Source organism: Nocardiopsis oceani (assembly GCF_054777395.1).
Genome location: NZ_BAAHAR010000055.1, coordinates 22,262 through 47,804, shown reverse-complemented (window position 1 = coordinate 47,804; position 25,543 = coordinate 22,262). Strand labels below are relative to the sequence as shown.

The following is a 25,543-nucleotide window of genomic DNA, read 5'->3' as shown; positions in this document are numbered from 1 at the left end:
CGGCGCCATCGGACAGAGTTCGCCCGGTGGACGTTCGGCCCGTATCCGTCCGCGCATCCCTGAGGAAGCCGATGAACGCTCTGCACCCGCAACTCGCCCGGGCCCGTTTCATACCGAGTCCGCCGATCGGCCGCACCACGGCGCGTCCGGCCCAGTGGCTGTCGGCACGTATGCGCCCCGGCCCCGTCCCCGACGACATGCACATCGAGGAGCGGACCGTTCCGGTACCGCCCGGGGCACCGGCGGTCAGCCTCCGGATCTACCGGCCCAAGACGCTCGTGAGCCCGTCCCCGGCGCTGTTCTGGATCCACGGGGGCGGCTACCTCATCGGCAGCCCAGTCCAGGACGAGCCCGGAAGCATCGATTTTGCCCGCAGGCTCGGGATCACTGTGGTCGCCGTGCGGTACCGAAAGGCACCCCAGAGCCCGGCGCCCGCCGCCGTCGAGGACGCCTACGCGGGGTTGTCCTGGGTGTTCGAGCACGCAGACGAACTCCTGGTGGACCCGGAGCGGATCGCGATCGGCGGGGCGAGCGCCGGAGGAGGTGCCGCCGCGGCGCTGGCCCTCCTGTGCCACGACCGGGCGGAGCTGAGCCCGGTCTTCCAACTGCTCGTCTACCCGATGCTCGACGACCGCACGGTCCTGCGCACCGACATGGACACGCGGCACGTGCGCCTGTGGACTCCGGCCGCCAACCGGTACGCGTGGAACGCCTACCTGGGCCGTGCGCCGGGGAGCGAGGGCGTTTCGCCGTACGCCGCTCCGGCACGGCGGGAGGACCTCTCCGGGCTCCCTCCGGCCTGGATCGGGGTCGGCGACCTCGACCTGTTCCACGACGAGGACCTGGCCTACGCCGAACGGTTGCGTGCCGCCGGTGTCCCCTGTGCCGTCACGGTCGTCCCGGGCGCGTTCCACGGTTTCGACGCGGTCTTCCCGAAGACGGACGTGGTACGCGGGTTCCGGGATGAGCAGGCCCGCGCCCTCCGGGACGCCTTCGGCCCCGGGGACCTCCCGCCTCGGTAACCCGGGAGAGGGGAGCCGAGCCCTGGTGGCCGGAGTCGGCGGCCGGTGCGCGGGGGAGGGCAAAGGCAAGGACACGGGGTGGACCCGCGCTCTCAGACGGGTCCACCCCGTGGGTACGGGCGGCGACGGCCTACTGTTCGACGGCGAAGGCGGTGACCCAAGCCAGGGTCGAGTTCCAGTTGATGGTCAGCTCGTTGGTCGAGTACGAGTCGATGTGGTCGATGTAGCAGAACTGGGGCGCGCAGCCGCTCAGGTTCGCGGCGGCGACCGGGTCCCAGGTCGCGGTGTCGGAGTTGGGTCCGCCCGCGAGTGAGCCGTCGGGCGGGTTGGGCAGTGACGGGTCGAGCTGGTTGGCGTACCAGCGGCTGTGCTGGTTGACCGCGTCGTTGGTGCCGTAGCCCGTGACGTAGGACTGGTTGAGCGCGTTGCGGCCCAGGACGTAGTCCATGCCCTGGAGCACGGCCTCCCGGAAGTGCGCCTCCCCGGTGAGGTCGTAGGCCACGGAGAGGACCACCAGGTTGTTCAGCACCAGGTTGTTGGATCCCCAAGCGAAGACGCCGTCCTCGGGTGCGTAGGAGAGCCCGTACGGGTGCTCCGCGACGTTGGTGAGGTACTGCTCGGCTCCCTCCACCACGGTCGCCCTGACCTCGTCCAGTCCCTCGACGCCGTCGGGCACGGTGGCGAGCTGCAGAAGGCCCAGGGGTGCGGTGTAGCGCCAGTCGAAGCCGTCCGCGACGAACACCTCCGGGTCGTTGTGCAGTTCGTAGGAGGTGACGGCGTCCCAGTAGTTGGCTGCTCCGGTGGTCAGGTAGAGCTCGGCGGCGGCCCAGTAGAACTCGTCGGAGACGTCGTCATCGTCGTAGGGTCCGCCGCCGTCACCGTCAGCGGGCGCGTACTCCTCGGGGTAGGCCACTGCCGAGTCCCAGGCGGTCTTGGCCGTGTCCAGGCACTCCGCTGCGAAGTCGGCGTCGTATTCCTCGAACACCCGGGCGCACTGGGCTCCGGTCGCCGCGAGGTTGAGGGTCGCGGCGGTCGAGGGCGGGTGCAGGTAGCGGGGCTCGGGGTCGTCCGCGGGCATCATCGGCATGGCCGTCCACGACTCGTCGTGGATCTTGTGGTGCGCCATCCCGGCGAACGCCTCGCCCGCGGGGACCTGCATGCTCAGCATGAACCCCATCTGCCAGCGGGCCTCGTCGAGCACGTCCGGCACCCCGTTGTCGGTCTCAGGTATGCGCAGCGAGGAGTCTCCCGCCCGGTCGGGGTTGCCCGTGGGGGCGGTGAGGGACCGCTCGTACACGCTCATGAGCTGGTGGACGGAGATACCGCCGTTCACCACGTACTTCCCGTGGTCCCCGGCGTCGTACCACCCTCCGGAGACGTCCAAGCTGTAGTCGCATGGCGAGTCCGGGTGGCAGGTGACCTCGGTGTCCCCTTGGTTGGGCGCTACGCCGACGTGCCCGGCGTCGCGCTCGTACCCGGGTGCGATGTCCCCGTCGATCTCGATGCCGCTGCGCTGCGGGTAGTAGAAGGAGAGGGAGTCGGTGGCGAGGGTCTCATACAGGTCGGCGTCGATCGCGAACGGATGGCTCGTCTCGTCGTCCGCGACCAGCGTGTAGTCGGACCCGGGTTCGGTGAAATCGGAGAAGTCGACGGTGTGCACCGCCTCCTCAGAGGAGTCGTCCACACCAGAGGGGTCGGTTTCGCCCTCCGCTACGGGAGTGCCGTCTTCGTCGGTGAGCTCCCAGGGCAGGGCGTCCTCCGCCTCGGTGACGACGGTCGCGTGCTTGGGGCCGTCGGGCAGGTAGCCCACCTGGTTGACCCTGACCCGGGGGCCGGTGTCGGGTTCGTGCACGGGGGGCTCGGCCCCGTCCAACAGGGAGACCTCGTCGAGGCAGAATGTCCAGTCGTCGTCGGCTCCGCCGATCTGGAAGGCGAGCTGGCCGTCGTCCCGGCTCTCCTGGACGGTGAAGGCGAACTCATGGGTCTCGGGCTCCGGGGTGAGGACCGCGCGCTCGTCCAGCTCGGTGCGGTAGGGCTCGTCGGGTTCCTGGACGAGCGCGCGGATCGGCGCGTCGCCGGAGGCGGTGAAGGCGAGGTCGTAGGACTCGTCCTCGACGAGGGGGACGTCGTCCTGGCCCACGATCAGGTCCCACGCGTCACCGGTGCCGCCGGGGACCTCGATACACAGTTCTTCATCCGGGGTGACGACCAGTTCCACTTCCTCGCTGGCCCACCACCCGGTGGTTCCGTCGGAGAAGTCGCCGTTGACGATGTGCTCGATGCGGTCCTCGTCGTCGGCCTGAACGGGGACGGCCGCGAGAAGTCCGCTGGTCAGTGCGGCCGAGGCGCCGAGCGCGAGGGCCGAGTTCCGTTTCCGTCTCAAGGGGTCCTCCTGGGGGAGAGGGATTGGGAGCGCTCCCAATAGTATGATCATTGTTGTGTCGACAGTCACAACATGTCAATAGGGGTAACTACTGCCTCATGTCCTACCGTTCCGGTGTGAGTACGCGATGGACGATCCACGGTGAGCAGCTGGTGGACGAGAACCGGCACATCCGCTTGTCCACGGTCGACGTCACCCTTCCGGGCGGGGTGTCCTTTACGCAGTACGTCGTGGCCATGCCTCCGGCCGCGATGACGCTGGCGGTCAACGACCAGCGCGAAGTGCTCCTCATGCGGCGGCACCGGTTCATCATCGACCGGTGGGTGTGGGAGCTGCCGGGCGGTTACGTGTACGGCGCGGAGAACATCGAGGCCGCTGCTGCACGTGAGGTCGAGGAAGAGACTGGGTGGAGCCCTCGCTCGATGGAGCACATGGTGACCTTCCAGCCCGCGATCGGGTCGGTGGACCAACCCCAGATCATCTACCTGGCGCGCGGTGCTGACCTGACCGACACCCCTCCGGACATCAACGAGGCACAGGAGATCCGCTGGTGGCCTCTGGAAGAGGCCGTGAAGATGATCGACCACGGTGAGATTATCGGTGCGTCCACGGTTGTGGCGGTGTACCGGGCGCTCACCCTGGTGTGAGGGCTTCCCTGGCGTGCGCGGTGTACGCCCCTACCTCTTCGCTGGAGACCGTGCCCGCGCAGTGCGGAGCGTAGTTGGCGAGGACCTGGGGGAGTTCGATGAGCTTGCGGCTGCTGTGCGCACCTGGCTGAGCCTCGCCAGCTGAAGCGTGTTCTTGTCTCGGGGCGGTGCCTTACCGGAGCTGCCACGATTCCTTGACCGGCTGCTGGATGGGGGCGGCCAAGAGCGCCCCGTCCTTGCTCTCGAAGGTGCTGTGCCGTGCACCCGCTGGTGCACCCCCAACACGAAAACGGCCCCTGGTGTGCGGAACGTTCTCGCACTTCAGGGGCCGTCTTTCGAACGGAGCGGATGACGGGAATCGAACCCGCGTTATCAGCTTGGGAAGCTGAAGTTCTACCATTGAACTACATCCGCGTTGCGCCGCCGGAGGGGACCGGCCAACGGTGGCTATCCTAGCCCACCTTCGGGGTCCGTGGGCAAGTCGGAGCGTTGGCGGGTGGTGCGGACGAGACGCCGCGGGACCGTTCCCGCAGGCGGTAAGTTCGGAGCGTGCTTCTCTCCGATCGCGATATCAGGTCCCAGATCGACTCCGGGCGGGTCCGGATCGACCCCTTCGACCCCTCTCTTGTCCAACCGTCGAGTATCGACGTGCGCCTCGACCGGTTCTTCCGGGTCTTCGAGAACCACAAGTACCCGCACATCGACCCGTCGGTCGAACAGCCGGATCTGACCCGGTTGGTCGAGACCGACGGCAAGGAGGCGTTCATCCTCCACCCGGGCGAGTTCGTCCTGGCCGCCACCCACGAGAGGGTGAGCCTGCCGGACGACGTCGCCAGCCGGTTGGAGGGGAAGAGCTCCCTGGGGCGCCTGGGGCTGCTCACGCACTCCACTGCCGGGTTCATCGATCCGGGCTTCTCCGGGCACGTCACCCTGGAGCTCTCCAACGTGGCGACCCTGCCGATCATGCTCTACCCGGGGATGAAGATCGGTCAGCTGTGCATGTTCCAACTGACCTCGCCCGCGGAGCGCCCCTACGGTTCCGCCGCCTACGGTTCCCGCTACCAGGGGCAGCGGGGTCCGACCCCGTCGCGCTCGCACCAGAACTTCTCCCGCACCTTGATCGGCAGCGACGAGGCATAGGCGGGGTCACTCTGGTGCCCCAAGCGCGGCTTACGGTACGGTCATGCTTTGACACGGTCTGTCGCGTAGCGCGCCTGTCACGCAATCGTGACACTTACCTCCCTAAAATGGGCGGTGGTAGAGATCACATAAGGGCGCTCTGTGGCGACGAGAACCCGCGCCGCAGGTCGGCGGACGTGTTTTATGGCGGCTAAACATGTTATTTGGTAGTGACATACCGCCTGAAGTGTGCGTACACATCTCGGTAAGGTGGCGCCCCGACGTGAACCAGGTAGCGGTTTCGCCCATTTTGGGCGCGCACGGGGGGGCTCTGCGCGGGCCGACTACCTGAGGGAACCGCGGGTCGACCAAGGAGCTCAGGGAGCCACCGGAGCGCCTCGCGGCAGGGAAAGCCCCATAGAGGAGACCGTGCCAGCAGTACGCGCAGACAACCTGTACAAGGTGTTCGGGAGACAGCCGAAGGCGGCCGTAGAACGGCTTTCCGACGGCAGCCACCGGGACACCATCGCCGACCTCGACGTGACAGCCGCCGTCATCGACGTGTCATTCGAGGTCCAACCGGGCGAGATCTTCGTCGTCATGGGCCTGTCCGGGTCGGGTAAGTCAACCCTCATCCGGATGCTCAACGGGCTCCTCGAATCGACTTCCGGCTCGGTCGAGATCGACGGCGTGGACATCACCACCCTGAGTAAGAAGAACTTGCTGAGCCTGCGGAGCCAGAAGATCAGCATGGTCTTCCAGCACTTCGCGCTGCTCCCGCACCGCACGGTGCTGGAGAACGCCGCCTACAGCCTGGAACTGCGCGGGCTGCCCCGCGCCGAGCGCCACGCCAAGGCGAAGGAGACCCTCGCACTCGTGGGGCTCGACGGCTGGGAGGACAAGCTCCCCCAGCAGCTGTCCGGCGGCATGCAGCAGCGCGTGGGCCTCGCCCGCGCCCTCACCGCCGACACTGACATCATCCTCATGGACGAGGCGTTCAGCGCGCTGGACCCGCTGATCCGCCGCGACATGCAGACCCAGCTCCTGGAGCTCCAGAAGAGTCTGGGCAAGACGATCGTGTTCATCACCCACGACCTCAACGAGGCCATGCGCCTCGGCGACCGGATCTGCGTGCTCCGCGACGGCCGTGTCGCGCAGGTCGGTACGGCTGAGGAGATCCTCAACGACCCGGCCACCGAGTACGTCGCCCGCTTCATCGAGGACGTGGACCGGACCCGGGTACTCACCGCGGCTTCCGCCATCGACGACGGTGTGGCGGCCGACGCGGAGACCCCCGAGGTCCCGGCCGCGACGCCCATCGCCGAGCTGTACGACAGCATGGCGACCGCTGAGCGCCTCCGCGTTGTGACGGAGGACGGTGAAAGCCTCGGTGTGGTCTCCCGGAGCTCCGTGCTCGCGGCGCTGTCCACGGGTAAGGAGGTGCAGGAGTGACCCCCGTCGAATTCCCCCCGAGTATCCCGCTCGGTGCTTGGTTCGAGGCCGGCAACCAGTGGCTGAAGAGCAACTTCGCCTGGTTCTTCGACGTCGTCGGAGAATTCATCCGCTGGGCCGTCGGCACCCTGTCCGACTTCTTCATCTCCCCGGGCGCGGGCCAGCTGGCTTTCATCGCCGCGGTCATCATCGCCGTGCCACTGGTGCGCACACGCCGGATCCCCTTGCTGGCGACCGTGGCCGTGGTCTCCCTGCTCTACATTCTGGAAGTCCAGTTCGCCCTGGTCGGTGCGCTGATCAACCAGCTACCGGAGTTCCTGTTCCTGTGGGCGATCGACCTGTTCAACCTGCCCATGCAGGTCGACGCCTACTTCCTCGTCTCGCTGGTCTTCCTGCTCGCCGTGACCGTGCTCGGTGTGCTCGACAACAGCAGCCGGACGCGCACCATCGTGATGACGGCCGGCTGGCTGGGCGCCGTCATCGTCGGCTGGCTGGTCCTGCCCATGCTGGTCACGAACCCGATGTCGGTCCTCGTGATCCTGCTGCTGAGCCTGCTGGCGGCCTCCGTCGCCGGGTGGCGACTCGGTGTGTTCGGGCTCATCGCCCTGACCCTGGTCGCCTCCGTCGGCCAGTGGACCAACGCGATGGACACCCTCGGCCTGGTGCTGGTGGCCAGCAGCATCGCCGTGGTCATCGCGATCCCGATCGGCATCCTCGCCGCCTACAACGACCTGGTCAGCAAGATCGTCAAGCCGGTCCTGGACCTGATGCAGACGCTCCCGGCGTTCGTCTACCTGATTCCGGCGATCTTCTTCTTCTCCATCGGTTCGGTGCCCGGCGTGGTCGCGACCATCGTGTTCGCCATGCCGCCCGGCGTGCGCTTGACCGAACTGGGCATCCGCCAGATCGACAAGGAACTCGTGGAGGCCGGTGAGGCGTTCGGTGCCCCGACCCGCAAGGTCCTCACCGGGATCCAGCTTCCTCTGGCGGTTCCCACGATCATGGCCGGTGTCAACCAGGTCATCATGCTGAGCCTGTCCATGGTCGTGATCGCGGGCATGGTTGGTGCCGGTGGCCTGGGCAACCAGGTCTACCAAGGCATTTCCCGCAACGACGGTGCACTGGGCTTCGAAGCCGGTATCGCCGTGGTCATCCTGGCGATCTTCCTCGACCGGATGACGGGGGCGATCACCCGCAACACCCCGCAGGCGCGCGCCGAGCGCGCACGCTCGTAAGAGTGAACGATGACGCAGTTTCCAAGGGAAGGAACACTCATGAACAAGCGGATCACCGCGCTCACGGCCCTCGGCCTGAGTGGCGCGCTCCTGCTCTCGGGTTGTGGTGAGGGAAGCGGTCTGGCCGACGGCCCCGAGGAAGACACCAACGGTGCCGCCGACGAGTGCACCCCCGGTGCTGAGCCGCCGGAGGTCGAGGAAGCGGACATCCCCCTGGTCGACGTTCCCGATGAAGGCGAGGACGCCGACGAGATCAACTTCGCGCTGATCCCGTGGGAGGAGGCCATCGCTACCACCCACCTGTGGAAGGTCATCCTCGAGGAGCAGGACTACGACGTCACGGTCACCGACCTGGACGTGGCCCCGATGTACCAGGGCGCCGCCAACGGCGACGTGGACCTGTTCATGGACACCTGGCTGCCCCAGACCCACGGTGACTACTGGGAGGACTACGGTGACTCGCTGGAGAACCTGTCCGTCTGGTACGACGACGCCAGCCTCAAGCTGACGGTGCCCTCCTACATGGAGGACGTCAACACGATCGACGACCTGCGGGCCAACGCCGACGAGCTCGGCAACCAGATCGTGGGTATCGAGGCCGGCTCCGGTCTGGTCCGGACCACGCGCGAGCACGCCATGCCGGGCTACTGCCTGGACGACGACTTCGAGCTGTTGGAGTCCTCCACCGGCGCGATGCTCGCCGAGCTGGACTCCGCGATCCAGGCCGAGGAGCCGATCGTCGTCACTCTGTGGCGTCCGCACATCGCCTACGTCCAGTACGACCTCAAGGACCTCGAGGACCCCGAGGGCATGATGGGCGGCGCCGAGACCATCCACGCGGTCGGTCGTGAGGGCTTCGCCGAGGACTACCCCAACTTCGCTTCCTGGCTGGCCGAGTTCGAGCTGGACGAGCCCGAGCTGGAGAGCCTGGAGGACCTGACCCTCGAGGAGCACGAGGACGACCCGGACGAGGGCGCCCGCGCCTGGCTCTCCGAGAACCCGGAGTTCCTCGAGCGCACCTTGGGTGACGACGCTGAAGGTCTGGACTTCTAAGTCCACAACCGCACATAAGCTCGTTTTACGGGCACACACATGAGACGGCTGCTCCCGTACCGGGGGCAGCCGTCGCCTGTGTGTCACCGCGGAGCCCGTATCGATGGCACCCCCCTCACATCGGTCCGCTCCTTGGAAGTCGAGTACTGAGGGAAGGCGAATCCACGATGGACAGGCGTAAGCGCACGGCTCTGGCAGCCGCGGGTATGAGTGGCGTACTCCTGTTGTCCGCCTGCGCCGGCGAGGGCGAGGGCCTGCTCGACGAAGCGGGCGGCGGGGACGACAAGGAGATCGAGATCGCGCTGATCGCCTGGGAGGAGGCCATCGCGGTCACGCACATGTGGGAGGCGGTCCTGACGGAGATGGGGTACGACGTGACGGTCACCGAGGTCGACGTCGCCCCCGCCTTCGAGGGCGTGGCCGCGGGTGAGATGGACCTGTACCTCGACATGTGGCTTCCGGTCACCCACCACGAGTACATGGACGAGTACCGGGGGCAGATCGAGACCCTGGGCTCTTGGTACGACAACGCCGTCCTCACCCTCGCGGTGCCCGGGTACATGGAGGACGTGCACGCCATCGACGACCTCCCAGGGCGCGCCGGTGAGCTGGACGGCACCATCGTCGGTATCGAACCGGACGCTGGCCTGACCCGGGTCACCAAGGAGGAGACCATGCCCGGCTACCAGCTGGACCAGGACTTCGACCTGGAGACGTCGTCGGGTTCGGGCATGATGGACGAGCTGGGGCAGGCCATCTCGCAGCAGGAGCCGATCGTCGTGACGCTGTGGCGTCCGCACCCCGCCTACGCCCAGCACGACCTGAAGGACCTCGAGGATCCCCAGGGGCTGATGGGCGACACCGAGAGCCTGCATTCGGTCGGGCGCGACGGGTTCTCGGAGGACTACCCCGAGCTGACCGAGTGGCTCCAGAGCTGGACCATGGACGACGAGGAGCTCGCCTCCCTGGAGGTCCTGACGGTGGGCCCCGAGGTCACCGACCCGGAAGCGGGGGCTCGGCAGTGGCTGGCGGACAACCCCTTCTTCCTGGAGCGCACCATGGGTGAGGACGCCGAAGACCTGGAGTTCTAGGCCGTCGCGCCGCGCACCGCGCCAGCAGCGCGCCGCGCGCCGTGCCCCACTCCGCGCAGCTTGTACAAACGGAAGGGCCGCCTCCTCGAGGGGAGGCGGCCCTTCCGCGTTGCTGCTGGATCCGTTCCGGACACCGGGCTCAGGGGGCGTAGTAGCCGCCCTGGGCGCCGCCGGGGTTCCACTGGTTGGTCTGGGCTGGCCTGTCACGCTTGGGCAGTGTGTAGGCGGCGATGAGGCCGCCGATGAAGCCGAAGAGGTGGGCCTGCCAGGAGACCCCGGGGTGCTGCGGCAGGACCCCCCAGATCATCGTTCCGTAGAAGATGACCACGCAGATCATGATGACGATGTCGACGGTCTTGCGTTCGATGATGCCGCGCAGGACGGTGTAGCCGAAGTAACCGAAGACCAGTCCGCTGGCGCCCACGGTCAGAGTGTGCGGGGCGGAGAAAAGCCACACGCCCACGCCGCTGACGAGGGTAATGATCAGTGTGGTGAGCAGGAACCTGCCCAGGCCGCTGAAGGCCACGAGTGACCCCAGCACGAGGAACGGCAGCGAGTTGCCGATCAGGTGGGCGAAGTTGCCGTGCATGAACGGTGCGGTCAGCACGGTCCAGGGTGCGTCGGTGTCCCAGGCGCGCAGCCCGAACTGTCGGTCGAGCTGGCCGTTGAGTGGGGTGTCGAGGATCTCGAAGACCCACATGGCCGCGAGCATCCCCGCTACGGTCAGGATGGCGGTGATTCTGGACTGCTTCACACCACCGAGGGTAGATGAATCAGCCTTGTGACGGTATGTCCTTGAGGCGCGTGGGGGCGAAGAGTCCGGTGTGTTCGGAAATGTCTCACGAGGTGAGCGAGCGCTTGCGGGGCGGGATCCCGGAGACGGCCATGAACGACTCCACCTTGGCGGGGTTGGTCATGCCGGTCAGCGGCAGGTAGGCACGCGAGGTCCGGCGGCTCTTCAGTGACGGGAAGCGCTTGGGTCGGCCCGTATGGTCGCAGAGCCCCAGGGAGCGGATGCGCCCGGGCAGGACGTAGTACGAGCCGATGTCGTTGAAGGGGACCGTGACCACGTAGTTCCCGCGCTCGTACCGGAACTCCTCCTCGGAGACCTCCAGTACCGGCGCCTTGATGAGGTGGCCGTGGACGGCGAAGGCGGCGCCGCCGAGCGCGAAGATGGCGCCGAGGACGATGGTGGCCCAGTGCCCGGGGTCGACGAACGCGACCACGAGTCCGAGTGCAATCAGAGCGTAGCCAGCCCACAGCTCCACGTACTTGCGTCCTACAGGGCAGACCAGACGGACCGATTCGGACACGGCGGATGCCTCTTTCGCTGGGCGGGGCGGCTGGGGGTGACGGAGGCCGTCACCCGGAACCCTATCCGGTTCGTGGGCGCAGGGTTCCCGGTTTCGGTCAGGTCGTGCGTGGGGTTCGGGACGTCTCAACGCCGGTGTGACGGGGGCTGGCGGCCTTCGCCTGGGAGTACTGCATGACATCCCTTCATCCCATGATTGGTTTAGTGGATGTATAAGAATCGACCCGGGCGGATGCCTGCTTGGGTCTACCTCGTTGTATCAGCCCCTATGAGAGCTTTGGGGTGTTTGTCCGCTTCTCGTTGAGTGATCGGGCGTAACGGCATTGTGCATAAACAATGTTTACGCTTCTGTGAAGGGTGTTCTAGGGGAGTCCTTGCCCGGCAATGCATTTCGAGGGTGTCCGAATCTCCGTCCGAGCTCCGGATTCTCGTCTGACATCCCTGGCCTGCGGGTATGCCTCGTTGACTACGTGTTACCAGCATGTTGAGCTGCTATGTCGACGTTGGGGGCCGCATGAGCGCGAACCGGTTGCGGATGGGTCACGAATCCGGCAGTAGGGCTATACAGACATTTCGCTCAATGGTCTTCTGAACGACTAATCGCCTAAGTTCGGCGGGGTATGCGTGTACCGCGCAAACGCCGCATGCACGGCTCGTTTTAGTGATCAAGGGTGTAAGTAATGCACAAACGCGGAAAGACCATGGCAGTCGCCGCTGCGGCGGCGTCAGCCGTGCTGGTGGCCAGCGGTTGCACCGGCGACGGCGGCGGCGATGGAGCGGGCGGCGACAAAGAGGTCACCTGGGTGATCAACAGCCTGCCGGCCGCCTGGCAGGGCATCAGCGCCGCCGGCGGCAGCGTCTACGTCATCCAGATGCTCTCCGGTGTGCTGCCGAGCACCGGCACATGGCTGCCGGACGCGGAGACGTACGAGTACGACATGGACGTCCTCGCCGAGGAGCCGGAGCTCATCAACGACGACCCCGACGAGGGCCCGTTCGAGTGGACCATCACCCTCGCCGACGACGCCGTGTGGAGCGACGGCGAGGACATGACCGGTGAGGACCTGCGGACCACCTGGAAGCTAGCGACCAACCCCGACGAGGGCCACTGCACCGGCTGTGACTCCCGCCTGTCCACCGACTACGACAAGGTCGAGGACATCGAGGTCGACGGCAAGACCGCGACTATCCAGCTGAAGGAGGGCCTGGGCAACCCTGAGTGGGAGAAGCTCTTCGACGCCCACAACGTCGCCGGCGGATTCCTCCCCTCGCACCTGGCCGAGGAGCAGGGATGGGACGTCGAGGACCCGGACGACTTGGGCGAGTACTACGACTGGCTGCACGCCGAGCGCCCGGAGTGGTCGGGCGGCCCGTACCAGATCGTCGAGGGCGACCTGGAGAACGAGGTCATCAAGGAGCCGAACCCCAACTGGTTCGGTGAGACCGAGCCGGCCCTGGACCGGATCACGATGCCCTACAACACCGACGAGGGCACCTTCGTCAACGCGTTCGTCAACGCCGAGATCGACGGGGCCAACCCCGCCGACTACAACGAGGACGTCGTCGTCCAGCTCGATGACCTCGAGAACGCCGTGATGGAGATCGACGAGGGCGCCTCCTGGGAGCACCTCAGCTTCAACTTCGAGAACGAGGACCTCCAGGACGTCGAGCTGCGCCGCGCGATCTTCACCGCGATCGACCGCGACGACATCGCCGCCCGCAACTACGAAGAGGGCTACCCCGAGTACGAGCTGAAGAACAACCACACCTTCCGGAACGACAGCGAGTACTTCGTCGACCACTACGCGGACACGCCCCAGGGAACCGGCGACCTCGACGAGGCCCAGGAGATCCTGGAGGACGCGGGCTACGAGCTGGACGGCGACACCCTCACCCTCGACGGTGACGAGGTCGGCCCCTTCAGCCTGCGCAGCACCGACTCCGACGTGCGCAACACCTCGGTCCAGGTGATCCAGTCCCAGCTCGATGAGCTCGGCATCACCACCAACATCGACATGACCGACGACCTGGGCACCATGCTCGCCGAGGCCGACTACGACATCGTCCAGTTCGGCTGGCAGGGCAACCCGTGGTTCGCGACCAACCCGGACCAGCAGTGGAACAGCAACAGCGCCAGCAACTTCGGCGGCTACGAGAACGAGGACGTCGACGAGCTGACCGCCGATGTGGCCAACGCGCCAGACCAGGACACCGCCGCGGACCTGGCCAACGAGGCCATGGAGATCCTGGTTCCTGAGGCCTACGTCATGCCGATCATGGCGGAGCCGAACTACTTCTTCGCCAACGAGGACTTGGAGAACGTCTCCGACCACCTGTTCTCCAGCTACCGCGCCACCTACAACATCGGTGATTGGGACCTGGCCGACTAGTTCGGCCCGGTGCCTCAGACCCGGCCCCGGGTCACCAACCCGGGGCCGGGTCGGTCCTCGTTCACCCCTGAAGGATCACACCCATGCTCGTTTACACGATGCGGCGGCTCCTGAGCGCGATTCCCGTCCTCGTCCTCGCATCCATCCTCACGTTCGTGATGATCGACGTCTCCGGTGACCCGCTCGCCGACCTGAAGACGGCCCAACCCCCGCCGGAACCCGCGGTGATCGAACAGGAAGAGGAGCGCCTCTACCTGGACCGGTCGATGCCGGAGCGCTACGTGCTCTGGGTCACCGGTATCGGCGGCGACGGGGACATCGGCCTGCTCCAGGGCGAGTTCGGCCCCTCCGTGCAGGGGCCCCAGTACGACATCGGCGAGAACATCGCCGAACGCCTCTGGACCACCCTGCGCCTGGTCGGTATGGCGATGCTGTTCGCGCTCGGTCTGGCCGTCCTCGCCGGTGTCGTCAGCGCGATCAAGCAGTACTCCAGGATCGACTACACGCTGACCTTCATCGGCTTCCTAGCACTGGCGATGCCGACCTTCTGGTTCGCCGGAATCGTCCAGGCAGGTGGTGTCGCCTTCAACGAGGCGGTCGGTGACCAAGTCTTCAACACCATCGGGGACGGGCGGTTCAGAGCCGAGGGCGAACCGTTGTGGGACCAGTTCCTCAACGCCTTCGCCCATATGGCCCTACCCACGATCGTGCTGATGCTGACCACCTTCGCGTCGTGGAGCCGGTACCAGCGCACCTCCATGCTGGAAGTGCTCAACAGCGACTACGTACGACTAGCCAGGGCCAAGGGTCTGCGCAACCACGTGGTCATCCGGCGGCACGCCCTGCGTACCGCTCTCATCCCGTTGACCACGGTCGTCGCCCTGGGCGTGGCCGGCATCATCGACGGTGTCATCCTGACCGAGGTCGTCTTCCAGTGGCGGGGCCTCGGCGACTTCTTCATCACGGCTGTGGAAAACAACGACTCCTACGCGCTGATGGGCTGGCTGCTGCTGAGCGGAACCGTGGTCATCGTGGCCAACCTCATCGCAGACCTGCTGTACGGCGTGCTCGACCCGAGGATCCGCTATGAGTGACAACGGCAAGACCGCGGCCGATCGCCGCGGCCCCGCCGGGGGCGGGGTCGGGCCCCGTAAGGATCGCACCCAGCTGCAGATGGTCCTGAAGCGGTTCTCCCGCCACCGGCCGGCGATGATCAGCCTGGCAACCCTGATCGCGATCGCCGCGTTCGCCTTCTTCGGTCCCTTCTTCTGGACCTGGGACCACACGGTTTCACGGGAGATCGCGAGCAACCAGCCGCCCAGCGGCGCGCATCCCCTAGGCACGTCGTCTGCGGGGCAGGACGTCCTGGGCCAGCTCATGAGGGGCGCACAGCAGACCCTGAAGGTCGCCCTCACGGTCTCCTTCTGCGCCGCCGCCTTCGGTTCCGTGTGGGGAGCCACCTCCGGGTACTACGGGGGCCGTACGGACGCGCTCATGATGCGGGTCGTGGACGTGTTCATCATCGTCCCGCCGCTCGTGGCCGTGGCCGCGCTCGCCGGCAACACCACGGGCGGTACCACCTGGGCCACGATCGCGCTGATCATCGCCCTGTTCGCCTGGGCCACCATCGCCCGTGTCGTGCGCGGTGTGGTGCTCTCGCTGCGGGAGCAGGAGTTCGTCGAGGCGGCCCGGGCCTCCGGTGCCTCGGCCCCGTGGATCATCCTCCGCCACCTGCTGCCCAACGCGGCCGGTCCGATCATCGTCGCCGCGACCCTGCTGGTGGCGGTCGCGATCCTGATGGAGGCGGGCCTGTCCTTCCTCCAGTTCGGTATCCAGCTGCCCGACATCTCGCTCGGGCAGATGATCGGCGACGCGCGGACGGCGGTGTCCACCCGACCCTGGCTGTTCTACCCGCCGGGTGTGCTGCTGGTGTTGATCTGTCTGACGATCAACTTCATCGGTGACGGACTCCGGGATGCCCTCGACCCACGACAGACCACGGTGCGGCGATGACGACTACTGAGCACATGAGCAACGAAGAGGCGGCCCTAGCCGAGCACGACGAGGTGGTGCTGCGGATCAGCGACCTCAGCGTCACCTTCCCCTCCGACGACGGGCCGCTGCCCGCCGTCCGGGAGGTCTCCTACGAGCTGCGCCGGGGCGAGGCCCTGGGCATCGTGGGAGAGTCCGGCTCGGGCAAGTCCGTGACCTCGATGGCGATCATGGGCCTGCTGCCCAAGAACGCCCACGTGGAGGGCCGGGCGGAGCTCCTGGGACAGAACATCATCGGGCTGTCCGACAAGGAGATCAGCAAGGTGCGCGGGCAGAAGATCGCGATGATCTTCCAGGACCCGCTCACCTCGCTCAACCCCGTGTACACGGTCGGGTACCAGATCGCAGAGGCGGTCCTCGCGCACCGGAAGGTGGGCAAGAAGGCCGCGATGGACCGGGCACTGGAGCTGCTGGAGATCGTGGGGATCCCGTCCCCCGAGCAGCGGCTCAAGCAGTACCCGCACGAACTCTCCGGCGGCATGCGCCAGCGCGTGGTCATCGCCATCGCGATGGCCAACGACCCGGACGTGATCATCGCGGACGAGCCCACCACCGCCCTGGACGTCACCGTTCAGGCCCAGGTGCTGGACGCTCTGCAGGCGGCCCGGCGGGAGACTGGTGCCGGGCTGGTGCTCATCACGCACGACCTCGGCGTCGTGGCGGGCCAGGTCGACCGGGTCGGCGTCATGTACGCCGGGCGCATCGTCGAGAAGGGCCCGGTCGAGGACGTCTTCTACCGCCCCGAGATGCCCTACGCGCTAGGGCTGCTGGGGTCGCTGCCCAGGCTGGACGGCGAGCGCGATGAGCGCCTCACCCCCATTCTCGGCACCCCGCCCTCCCTGATGGACCTGCCTCGGGGGTGCGGCTTCGCGCCGCGTTGCCCCATGGCCAGGGACCTGTGCCGCGAGGAGGAGCCCACGCTACTCCTCACCAGGGAGAACGGGGACCGGGGGGTGGCCCAGGAGGGTGACTTCAGTGCCCACGTGGCCGCCTGCCACTTCAGTTCCGAGCTGGCGGATACCCGCGCGGACGAGCTGTTCCAGGCGACCGCGGTGGACACCGAGGGCATGGAATCGGTGGCTGACCTCGCCGGTGCCGAGTCGCTGGCCGCGGAGGCGGCCGAAGAGCTGAAGGAGGCGGCAGAGGAGCCAGCGGAAAGTGCCGGGGATGCCGACGGTGCCGAGCCGGAGATCCTCCTCAGCGCGACCGACCTGGTCAAGGAGTTCCCGATCCGGTCCAAAGGCCTGCTGAGGCGCAGGATCGGTGAGGTTCAGGCGGTCTCGGGGGTCTCCCTGGAGCTGCGCGAACACGAGACCCTCGCGCTCGTGGGCGAGTCCGGCTGCGGGAAGTCGACCACGGCCCGCCTGCTGCTGAACCTCATCAAGCTCACCTCGGGTGAGGTGGCCTACATGGGCAAGCCGCTGCAGGGCCTCTCGGACAAGCAGATGCGTCCGCTGCGCCGGGACCTCCAACTGGTCTTCCAGGACCCGTTCGCCTCGCTGGATCCGCGGATGACGGTCTCGGACATCATCGCCGAGCCGATGAAGATCCACCGCAAGGGCCACGGGGCCGCGAAGAGCCGGGTGAAGGAACTGCTGGAGCTGGTGGGCCTCAACCCCGAGCACGGTTCGCGCTACCCGCACGAGTTCTCGGGCGGTCAGCGCCAGCGCATCGGTGTGGCCCGAGCGCTTTCGCTCAACCCCAAGGTGCTGGTACTCGACGAGCCGGTGTCTGCGCTGGACGTGTCCATCCAGGCGGGTGTGATCAACCTGCTGGAGGACCTCCAGGACGAGCTGGGCCTGTCGTACCTGTTCGTCTCGCACGACCTGTCCGTGGTCAAGCACATCGCCGACCGGGTGGCCGTGATGTACCTCGGCAAGATCGTGGAGACGGCAACGACGGAACAGCTGTTCCGGGCTCCGGCGCACCCGTACACGCAGGCGCTGATCTCGGCGATCCCGCTGCCGGACCCGGTCAAGGAGCGGACCCGCGAGCGGATCACCGTCAGCGGTGACATCCCCAGCCCGGCCAACCCGCCGTCGGGCTGCCGGTTCCGGACCCGGTGCCCGAAGTTCGCCAACGAGCTCTCGGAGTTCGAGCGCACCAAGTGCGTGGACCAGCCGCCGGACCTGTTGGACCGGGGCGCCGGGCACAGGGACGCGTGCCACTACTCCGAGGTGGTCGAGCTCATCTGATCCGGAAGATCTGAGAGGTCGGGAACGGCGTCGAGGGGCGACTACAGCCGCGCCTCGGCGCCGTTTCGCGTTCGGCGGGGTACGGGTTCCGCAGGCGGGGAACCGCGGAGGGGCGGGTTTGCGAACCGCCGGAAACGCTCTGGCTTGGAGGGCTGACGTTCGGTTAGGTTCGTTCTTCAGCATGCTCCCGAACGGCCGCTTCCGAAGGAGATTCATGACCCCCGCAACCCCCCGACGGTCGGCGGGCCGGAGCCGCCGCGGATGGCTGGCCACGGCCGCCCTCCTCGCGGTCCCGCTGATCCCCCTGTCCCTGACGGCCGCACCCGCCGCGGCCGACACGGTCGACCCGGCCGAGCGCGACGACGAACTGCGAGCCGACATCGACGCGATCCTGGAGGACCCCGCGCTGGAGGGCGCGACCTCCGGGGTGGTGGTCACCGAAGCGGACACCGGAGAGGTGCTCTACTCGCGTGACGCCGGAACCGAGCTGCTGCCCGCCTCCAACATGAAGACCTTCACCGGGGCGGCCGCCCTGGAGGTGTTGGGTGCCGACCACACCTTCGAGACGGAGGCCGTGGTGGAGGGCCCGGCCAAGGGCGACGTCGAGGAGCTTTACCTGGTCGGGGGCGGTGACCCGACGCTGAGCGAGGCCGACCTGGACACGATCGCCGCGGACGTGGCCGCCTCCGGTGTCACGTCGGTCGGTGACCTGTACGCCGACGACACCTGGTTCGACGACGAACGCCTCGTGGACGACTGGTGGCCCGAGGACGAGCCCTTCGCCTTCTCGGCGCAGATCTCGGCTCTCACCGTCGCCCACGGCGACCGCTACGACACCGGGGTGACCGAGGTGACCGTCACCGCGGGCTCGGAGGGCGATCCCGTGATCGTGGACCCGGGTGCCGCCGACGGCTACGTCGAGCTCGACAACCAGGCCGTCACCGGTGCCCCCGGGAGCGAGGACACGCTCGTGATCGACCGACTGGTCGACACCAACACCATCGAGGTCAGCGGTTCCCTGCCCGCGGACGCCGAGCCGTCGGTGGAGCTGCGCACCGTGGACGAGCCCGCCGGGCTCGCAGGGCACCTGTTCGCCCAGGCCCTGGAGGAGAACGGTGTGCCGGTCGAGGGCGGGGTCGCCCAGGGTGCTGTCCCGGACCAGTGGGATCCGGAGGCGGTGGGCGAGCACACGTCCATGACGCTCGCGGAGGTCATGGTCCCGCTGATGAAGTTCAGCAACAACGGCCACTCGGAGATGCTGGTGAAGAGCATCGGCCAGGAGGCTTCGGGCGAGGGGACCTGGAAGGCCGGTCTGGCGGCTCAGGAGGAGGCGCTGCAGCGGGTGGGTGTGGACACGTCCGATCTGACACTCAATGACGGATCGGGGCTGTCCCGGGGCAACTGGGTCACCGCGGACACCGTCGTCGACCTGCTCACCCACGCCCAGTACGCCCCTTGGTACGACGACTGGCACCACTCGCTGCCGGTCGCTGGCGACAGCGACCCGTTCGTCGGCGGAACCCTGGCCTCCCGTATGGAGGGCACCGCGGCCGAGGGGGTCGCCCAGGCCAAGACCGGCACGATGACCGGGGTGAGTGCTCTCTCGGGCTACGTGCAGGGCCCGGACGGCGGTGAGTTGTTCTTCAGTGTCGTCAACAACGACCACGAGGGTGCGGCCCCCACCGACGTACAGGACGCGATCGTGGTCCGGTTGGCCGAGTACCTCGGCAACCAGGCCCCGGAGCCGGCGACGCTCGCGCAGAGCGGTTCCGGCGGCGGTGAGCTGGAGTGCTCCTGGGAGCTCACCTGCTGATCCCCCGATGGCGCCCTGAACACCCCCGATGACGCCCTGAACACCCCCGATGACGCCCTGAACACCCCCGATCAGGGGACGTGGCCTCTGCTGAGATCGTGAGGCCCTGGCCCGCGGGACGCGGTCCCGCGGGCCCTTCCCGTGCCGGGACGGGTGCGCGGACGCGGCGGGCCGGGGTTATCCACAGGCTGGGGACGCTGACTGTCGCCGCCGCGGTGAACCTGTCAGGGTTGTGCCTGTCCGCCAGCCTTCGCGCGGACACCCACCCCCTCGCGCTGCTGCCCGGCTTCTCCGAGCGCTCCCGGTGTCTGCGGGGAGACCCCACCAAGAAGGGCGTTTGTGACTCCACCCACCGCTGAAGCGGCGGGCTTCCCACGGCACCTAACCGGTGCCGTAGAGGGCCAGCCCGGCCCTGAGGATGTTCGTCGCTCCGACCACGTCGGCGTGCTCGCTGAACGAGCATTCAACGCACCGGAACGTCTCCTGCGTGACACGGTTCTCCTTCGCGATGTGCCCGCAGTCGGGGCACGTGCGGGAGGTGTTGCGGGGGTTCACCGGGACCACAGCACGACCAGCACTCTCAGCCTTGTACGCGAGGATGCCCAGGAAAACCCCCCAACCCGCGTCCGAGATCGAGTAGTTCAGCCCGGCCTTCGCCCGCGCCCCGTTGGGCAGGTAGGCGCCCGGGGCGTCGGGGTCGGGTTTGGGTTTGGGAGCCCTGACCATGTTGGCCACGGTCAGGTCCTCGTGCGCGATGAAGTCGTTCTCGCGCACCAGGTCCAGGGCTGTCTTGTGCGCGTGGTCCAGCCGTTGGCGGGCGACCTTGCGGTTCAGGCGGGAGACCTTGGCCGCCGCGCGCCGGTGGCGCTTGGTGCGATTGCCGGGCTTGCGGCGGGGGAAACTGGCCAGCTCCTGTTGAGCGTCCGCGAGCGCGTCGGCGTTGGTCTTGCCGTGGCGGGGGTTGGGCAGGTGGGTGCCGTCGCTGGTGGTGGCGAACGAGGCGATGCCCATGTCGATCCCGACGATCGCACCCGTGGACGGCAGGGGTTCGGCGGGAACCTGGTCGCAGGCCAGCACCACATACCAGCGGTCGCCCTCGCGCTTGATCGACACGGTTTTGACCCGACCCTGGATGGGCCGGTGCTGGTGGGCGCGGACGTGCCCGACCCCTTGCAACTGCACTCGGGTGTCGGCCAGGTGGTCGGCACTGTTCCACCGGCACCCGTCCCCGTCCGTGGGGAACACCACCGTGTCGAAGTGTCCGGCTCCTTTGAACCTGGGGTAGCCCGGCGTCTGCCCTGCCTTGACCCTGCGAAAGAACGCCTGGAACGCCTTGTCCAACCTGCGCAGGGTGGCCTGCTGGGAGGAGAACGACCACCGGCCCTGACGTTCGGGGTCGAAGGCGCGGATGTCTTTGAGCTGTCCCGACTGGTCGCCGTACTTGATCTTGGTCCGGGACGCGTGCCGGTAGGCGTCCCGGCGTTCCTGCAGCGCGGCGTTGTACAGCGACCGGTGGTCGTTGAGCATCGCCGTGAGTGCGCCGACCTGTCGGTTGGTGGGGCGCAGCAGGAACTTGTAGGAGCGGATCACAGGCGCTCCCACTGGGTGTCGATGTACCGGCGCACTGTCTCCTGCGAAACGACCCCGACCGAGGCGGCGAAGTACGACGACGACCACAGCGTCGGCAGCCGCGACCTCAGGTGGCCGAACTCGGCGCGCAACGCTCGGGAGGTGGAGCCCTTGAACTGGTGGGCCACGTGGGACGCCGAGGACTTGGGATCGTGCTTGACGAAGAGGTGGACGTGGTCGGGCATCACTTCGAGCGCCACGATCTCCCACCCCTTCTCTTCAGCCTTCGCTTTCAGGAGTTCTTCGAGCCGCACAGCGACCGCGCCGGTGAGCACAGGTCGGCGGTACTTGGGACACCACACGAGGTGCATCCCGAGGTCGTACACGCCGCCTGAGAACCGGCGGACCCTACGCGGTGAGCTCACCCCTTGATTATACGTGATGTGTGTGTATAACCGAACCAGTAAAGAAGGGAAATGATTCCCCCACCGGCTAAAGCCGGTGGTCCCCTCGCTAGGAGAACTGATGGATTCGCTGACCATCACCTCGGTGTTCGGCATGATCGTCGGCCAGGTGCTGGCCACCCGGCGCGACCTGCTGCCGACCGTGGAGATCCGTCGGAGCAGGTAGCCGTAGCAAGGTTCGGGGGCAGCGGCCCGGGCGGAAGAGCGAAGCAAACGGCCCGGGTGTGCACCCAGTGGTCCCGGGAGTCAGCTCAGCCGACGGCGCGTTCGCGGTCGATGAGGCGGCGCAGTGCACGGTAGACGTCCGCGGTGTCGGGCCGCGGGTCGCTGATGCAGCAGCGCAGGAAGTAGCCGTCCGAGGCAGCGGCCACCCCGGCCCGGGCGGCGGGATCGGGAAGGTAGGGCGCGAGGAAGGCGTCGACAGCCGCGGTCCAGCGATCAACCTGGGGTTGCAGTGAGGGCCGCCGGGCGGCGATGAGGAACAGCTCCATCTCGGCCAAGGCGTGTGACCGGTCGGCCCCCATCCCTTCGGTGATGAGGGCGGCGAAACCGCGCAGCGCCTGGTCCGGGTCGTTCGGCAGGGCTTCCACCACGGATACGTAGGCGTCGTTCACCCGGGTCAGCGCGTTGACGAGGAGGTCGTCGACGGTCGCGTAGTAGTACGTGACGGTGCTGGGCGGGACACCGGCCTCGGTGGCCACCCGGCGCTGGCTGACGGCGGCGACGCCGTCCCGCGCGATGACGCCCATGGTGGCGTCGAGAAGCAGCCGACGCCGCTGCTCGCCCTTGCGTCGGCGGCCGTCGCTGATGTTCGCCGGGTCCTCGCCCCACTGGTTGGTGCTCACGTTGTCCCATCTTGCCGGAAGGCCGCCGGTGGTCAGTGCTGGCCGCCCATCTCCAGGGCCATAACCCCGGCGATGACCATGGCGATGCCACCCACCTGGACCCAGGTCAAGGTCTCACCAAGAAAAATGCTGCCGATGACCGCGACCAGGGCTACCCCGGCCGCCGCCCACACCCCGTAGGCCACCCCGAGCGGCATACCGCGGGTGAGGGCCTGGGAGAGCATGAAGAACGCGGAGGCGTAGCCGACGACGACGAAGATCGAGGGCAGGAGCTTGGTGAAGCCCTCGGAGAACTTCAGGGACGTGGTGGCGAAGACCTCGAGCGCGATCGCGATGGTCAACCAGATCCACGGCATGGTGCCTCTCCTTTGCGAATAAACCTGAGCGGTTGATCAGCTTTCACTCCATAAAACCTGAGCGATCGATCAACATTCTAGGTCGGCGGGGTCCGCAGGGGCAAATACCTGGGCTTTCCCGCGCTAGAGACCTCGGTCACCCAGTGGACGAGGCACGTACCCCCTAGGTGTATCCTCGTCGGTTCCGGGCGTGCTGGCCGTGCCTCCGGATAACCGCTCTATACCGATGCATGGGATTTCCGAACCTTTTCGTCGCTGGAGCGTCTTACATTGGCAAAGGCAGTAGGTCGGGTTCGAGTTGGACTATGGAGGTTCAGACGTGACGGGTAAGACCCACCCGGCGGTGACGCGTCGGTTTGGCATCGGTCTGGTGGCGCTCGCGCTCGTCGCCACGGCCTGTACTTCCGGTGACGCCGAGACGCAGAGCAACAGCGACCCCGATGCCGAGCCAGCCGAGCTGAGCATCACCCCGGAGGACGGCGTCGAGGAGATCGAGCCGAACACCCCCGTCCGGGTCAGCTCCGAGCACGGTGTCATCACCGACGTCCAGGTCGACCAGGTCGAGCTCGCCGAAGCCGACGCTGAGGGCGAGGGGGACGCTGAGGGCGAGGACGAGGACGACGGCGACCTGTACGAGATGACCGGAACCCTCAACGAGGACGAGGACGAGTGGGTCAGCGACTGGAACCTGCGTCCGGGCTCCGAGATCGTCGTCACCGCGACGGCGGAGAACGAGGCCGGTGAGGAGACCGAGCTCAGCACCGAGTTCACCACCCTCGAAGCGGTCGCCGGCCAGCGCCTCGAACTCGAGTCCAACTTCCCCAGCTCCGGTGACACCGTCGGTGTCGGCATGCCCGTGGTGATCAACTTCGACCTGCCCGTGAGCAACCACGAGCAGGTCGAGAACTCCATGGACGTCGTCGCCGAAGAGGAGGTCTCCGGTGCCTGGCACTGGGAGACCGACCAGATGGCGGTCTTCCGTCCGGAGGAGTACTGGGAGCCGTACCAGGACGTGACGGTCGACCTGAACCTCTCCGGGGTTGAGGCCTCCGACGGCGTCTACGGCGTGCGCAACTACCAGATCGACTTCGAGATCGGCCGCGAACTCATCGCGACCATGCACGTCCCCGATCACGAGATGGAAATCGAGATCGACGGTGAGCACGATCGCACCCTGGAAGTGAGCAACGGGGCGGGCACCCGGCACTTCGACACCACGACCAGCGGTGTCCACGTGCTGATGGAGCGCTACGAGGAGTTGACCATGGACTCCGCGACCGTCGGCATCGCCGAGGACGACCCGGGCTCGTACCTGGTGGACGTGCAGTACGCCGTGCGCACCTCCAACAGCGGCGAGTTCGTGCACGAGATGTCCAGCAACGGCGCCATCGGCTCGGCCAACAACTCCAACGGTTGCACCAACCTGCGGATGGATGACGCCCGGTGGTTCTACGAGGAGACCCTGATGGGTGACATCCTCGACACCACCGGTACCGACCGCGAGTTCGAGTACAACAACGGCTGGGGTTACTGGCAGCCGACCTGGGAAGAGTGGCTCGAGTTCGACGAGACCGGCGAGCCGCAGACCACGGCCCCGGGCACCCCCGGTTCCGTCCACGGTGAGGACCTGTAAAACGTAGTCGGTAACACGTAGCCGACCGGCCGGAACGGCCGACGGCGGGAGAACACGGCCCTGGGGCGTCGTGGTGCGTACGGCACCGCGGCGCCCCTGTCGTGTCGCCCGTACGGGAGGTTGACCGCCCGCGCGGGACCGTCCGGGGCAGGAACACCCCGGTGCAGTACGGGGTTTTCAGCCCTCGCCTCCGTCCGGCCCGCTCAGCCGTGCCACGAGGGCGTCTATCACCAGGTCGGTGACGGTCGCCATGTCCACAGCGTCCGGGTCCAGCAGCCACTGCACCTGGAGCCCGTCCATGGCGGCCAGGATCGCCGCGGCGGCCGACCTGGCGGGGGAGTGTCCGCTCGGCCCGGGGGTCCCGGCGGCCTTCCTGTGTGCCGGCCCGATCCGGTCCAGGACCGCGTCCTCGACTTCCTGCCGCAGAACCGAGTAGCGCTCACGGAACCACTCCTGTGCGGGGTGTTCGGCCGTGGCGCTCTCCGCCGACAGCACCGCGTACAGCTGGGTGGTCCCCGGGCGCTCTGCGTTGCGTTCGGCCGTGGTGACCAGGTGGTCGAGCATGCCGCTGCCCTCGGGGGCGGGATCCGTGGTGTCGCGTAGCTCCAGCACGGCGGTGAGCAGGTCCGTCTTGGAACCGAAATGGTGCAGGACCCCCGCCGGGGTGATGTTGAGCATCGCCGCGATGTCGGCCAGCGACGTGTTGTTGAAGCCCTGTGCCGCGAACACGTCGGCCGCGGTGCGCAGGATCTGTTCGCGGCGGTTCACCCTTTTGCGCGGAGCGTTCTCGGCGGGTCTGGCCTCGTGGGAACGCGTGTCCGCGGGGGTCGTCTCGCTCATTCCTGCTCTCCACTTCCTCGTGCCGGGGGTACCCGGGGTCGGTGGCTGGGGGCGAGCCCGGGTCGGTACCCA

The 25,543-nt window shown here is 67.4% G+C and carries 21 protein-coding genes and 1 tRNA gene; 13 read left to right on the top strand and 9 right to left on the bottom strand.

The window, feature by feature from the left end; genetic code table 11:
• Positions 1-71 precede the first annotated feature (71 nt).
• Complete coding sequence (locus ACYVDG_RS28020; RefSeq protein WP_460760629.1) at positions 72-1,022, top strand: alpha/beta hydrolase; 951 nt, start codon at positions 72-74, stop codon at positions 1,020-1,022.
• A gap of 130 nt (positions 1,023-1,152) precedes the next feature.
• On the opposite strand, the gene ACYVDG_RS28015 is transcribed toward ACYVDG_RS28020, so the two are convergent.
• Positions 1,153-3,405 (bottom strand): glycoside hydrolase family 9 protein, encoded by a 2,253-nt coding sequence (locus tag ACYVDG_RS28015; protein ID WP_460760625.1) that lies wholly within the window; start codon positions 3,403-3,405, stop codon positions 1,153-1,155.
• A 116-nt stretch (positions 3,406-3,521) separates the two neighbouring features.
• On the opposite strand from ACYVDG_RS28015, the gene ACYVDG_RS28010 reads away from it, so the two are divergent.
• Entirely contained in the window at positions 3,522-4,052 is a 531-nt protein-coding gene (locus ACYVDG_RS28010; RefSeq protein WP_460760622.1) for an NUDIX hydrolase, read from the top strand.
• A gap of 343 nt (positions 4,053-4,395) precedes the next feature.
• Here ACYVDG_RS28010 and ACYVDG_RS28005 read toward each other — a convergent pair.
• Positions 4,396-4,466: transfer RNA gene (locus tag ACYVDG_RS28005), tRNA-Gly, on the bottom strand.
• Between the two features lie 135 nt (positions 4,467-4,601).
• On the opposite strand from ACYVDG_RS28005, the gene dcd reads away from it, so the two are divergent.
• From dcd to ACYVDG_RS27980, 5 genes are all read left to right on the top strand, one after another.
• Positions 4,602-5,192 (top strand): dCTP deaminase, encoded by a 591-nt coding sequence (dcd, locus tag ACYVDG_RS28000; protein ID WP_460760619.1) that lies wholly within the window; start codon positions 4,602-4,604, stop codon positions 5,190-5,192.
• Positions 5,193-5,624: 432 nt separating this feature from the next.
• Positions 5,625-6,623 carry a quaternary amine ABC transporter ATP-binding protein gene (locus ACYVDG_RS27995; protein WP_460760643.1) on the top strand — a complete coding sequence of 333 codons (999 nt, stop codon included), beginning with the start codon at positions 5,625-5,627 and terminating at the stop codon, positions 6,621-6,623.
• Positions 6,620-7,858, top strand: coding sequence for an ABC transporter permease (locus ACYVDG_RS27990; RefSeq protein ID WP_460760616.1), 1,239 nt, complete (start codon positions 6,620-6,622; stop codon positions 7,856-7,858). Before ACYVDG_RS27995 ends, ACYVDG_RS27990 begins: the two co-directional genes overlap by 4 nt.
• Positions 7,859-7,897: 39 nt before the next feature.
• A complete protein-coding gene (locus tag ACYVDG_RS27985) occupies positions 7,898-8,911 on the top strand; it encodes a glycine betaine ABC transporter substrate-binding protein (protein ID WP_460760611.1) in 1,014 nt (337 codons plus the stop codon).
• A 167-nt stretch (positions 8,912-9,078) separates the two neighbouring features.
• A complete protein-coding gene (locus ACYVDG_RS27980) occupies positions 9,079-10,002 on the top strand; it encodes a glycine betaine ABC transporter substrate-binding protein (protein ID WP_460760607.1) in 924 nt (307 codons plus the stop codon).
• A gap of 139 nt (positions 10,003-10,141) precedes the next feature.
• Here ACYVDG_RS27980 and ACYVDG_RS27975 read toward each other — a convergent pair whose 3' ends face one another.
• Together ACYVDG_RS27975 and ACYVDG_RS27970 are read right to left on the bottom strand one after the other, a co-directional pair.
• Positions 10,142-10,756: a rhomboid family intramembrane serine protease gene (locus tag ACYVDG_RS27975; RefSeq protein ID WP_460760602.1), complete on the bottom strand. Its 615-nt coding sequence runs from the start codon at positions 10,754-10,756 to the stop codon at positions 10,142-10,144.
• Positions 10,757-10,841: 85 nt separating this feature from the next.
• Complete coding sequence (locus ACYVDG_RS27970; protein WP_460760599.1) at positions 10,842-11,315, bottom strand: hypothetical protein; 474 nt, start codon at positions 11,313-11,315, stop codon at positions 10,842-10,844.
• A 679-nt stretch (positions 11,316-11,994) separates the two neighbouring features.
• On the opposite strand from ACYVDG_RS27970, the gene ACYVDG_RS27965 reads away from it, so the two are divergent.
• The 5 genes from ACYVDG_RS27965 (at position 11,995) to dacB (ending at position 19,764) form a co-directional block, all read left to right on the top strand.
• Positions 11,995-13,704: an ABC transporter family substrate-binding protein gene (locus tag ACYVDG_RS27965; protein WP_460760594.1), complete on the top strand. Its 1,710-nt coding sequence runs from the start codon at positions 11,995-11,997 to the stop codon at positions 13,702-13,704.
• Between the two features lie 83 nt (positions 13,705-13,787).
• On the top strand, positions 13,788-14,798 hold the full coding sequence (locus ACYVDG_RS27960) for an ABC transporter permease (protein ID WP_460760591.1): 1,011 nt from the start codon (positions 13,788-13,790) through the stop codon (positions 14,796-14,798).
• A complete protein-coding gene (locus tag ACYVDG_RS27955; protein WP_460760587.1) occupies positions 14,791-15,717 on the top strand; it encodes an ABC transporter permease in 927 nt (308 codons plus the stop codon). The genes ACYVDG_RS27960 and ACYVDG_RS27955 overlap by 8 nt, the downstream gene beginning before the upstream one ends.
• Entirely contained in the window at positions 15,714-17,951 is a 2,238-nt protein-coding gene (locus ACYVDG_RS27950; RefSeq protein WP_460760583.1) for an ABC transporter ATP-binding protein, read from the top strand. Before ACYVDG_RS27955 ends, ACYVDG_RS27950 begins: the two co-directional genes overlap by 4 nt.
• 214 nt (positions 17,952-18,165) lie before the next feature.
• Positions 18,166-19,764: a D-alanyl-D-alanine carboxypeptidase/D-alanyl-D-alanine endopeptidase gene (gene dacB / locus ACYVDG_RS27945; RefSeq protein WP_460760579.1), complete on the top strand. Its 1,599-nt coding sequence runs from the start codon at positions 18,166-18,168 to the stop codon at positions 19,762-19,764.
• Between the two features lie 381 nt (positions 19,765-20,145).
• On the opposite strand, the gene ACYVDG_RS27940 is transcribed toward dacB, so the two are convergent.
• The 4 genes from ACYVDG_RS27940 to ACYVDG_RS27925 form a co-directional block, all read right to left on the bottom strand.
• Entirely contained in the window at positions 20,146-21,354 is a 1,209-nt protein-coding gene (locus tag ACYVDG_RS27940; RefSeq protein ID WP_460760575.1) for an RNA-guided endonuclease InsQ/TnpB family protein, read from the bottom strand.
• Entirely contained in the window at positions 21,351-21,758 is a 408-nt protein-coding gene (tnpA, locus tag ACYVDG_RS27935) for an IS200/IS605 family transposase (protein WP_460760569.1), read from the bottom strand. Before tnpA ends, ACYVDG_RS27940 begins: the two co-directional genes overlap by 4 nt.
• Before the next feature lie 290 nt (positions 21,759-22,048).
• Positions 22,049-22,642, bottom strand: a complete 594-nt coding sequence (locus ACYVDG_RS27930; RefSeq protein ID WP_460760566.1) for a TetR/AcrR family transcriptional regulator — start codon at positions 22,640-22,642, stop codon at positions 22,049-22,051.
• Positions 22,643-22,674: 32 nt separating this feature from the next.
• Positions 22,675-22,998, bottom strand: coding sequence for a DMT family transporter (locus ACYVDG_RS27925; RefSeq protein WP_460760563.1), 324 nt, complete (start codon positions 22,996-22,998; stop codon positions 22,675-22,677).
• A gap of 319 nt (positions 22,999-23,317) precedes the next feature.
• Here ACYVDG_RS27925 and ACYVDG_RS27920 point away from each other — a divergent pair, with 319 nt between their 5' ends.
• Entirely contained in the window at positions 23,318-24,631 is a 1,314-nt protein-coding gene (locus ACYVDG_RS27920; protein WP_460760560.1) for a L,D-transpeptidase, read from the top strand.
• A 177-nt stretch (positions 24,632-24,808) separates the two neighbouring features.
• On the opposite strand, the gene ACYVDG_RS27915 is transcribed toward ACYVDG_RS27920, so the two are convergent.
• Positions 24,809-25,471: a TetR/AcrR family transcriptional regulator gene (locus ACYVDG_RS27915; protein WP_460760557.1), complete on the bottom strand. Its 663-nt coding sequence runs from the start codon at positions 25,469-25,471 to the stop codon at positions 24,809-24,811.
• Positions 25,472-25,543: the final 72 nt, after the last annotated feature.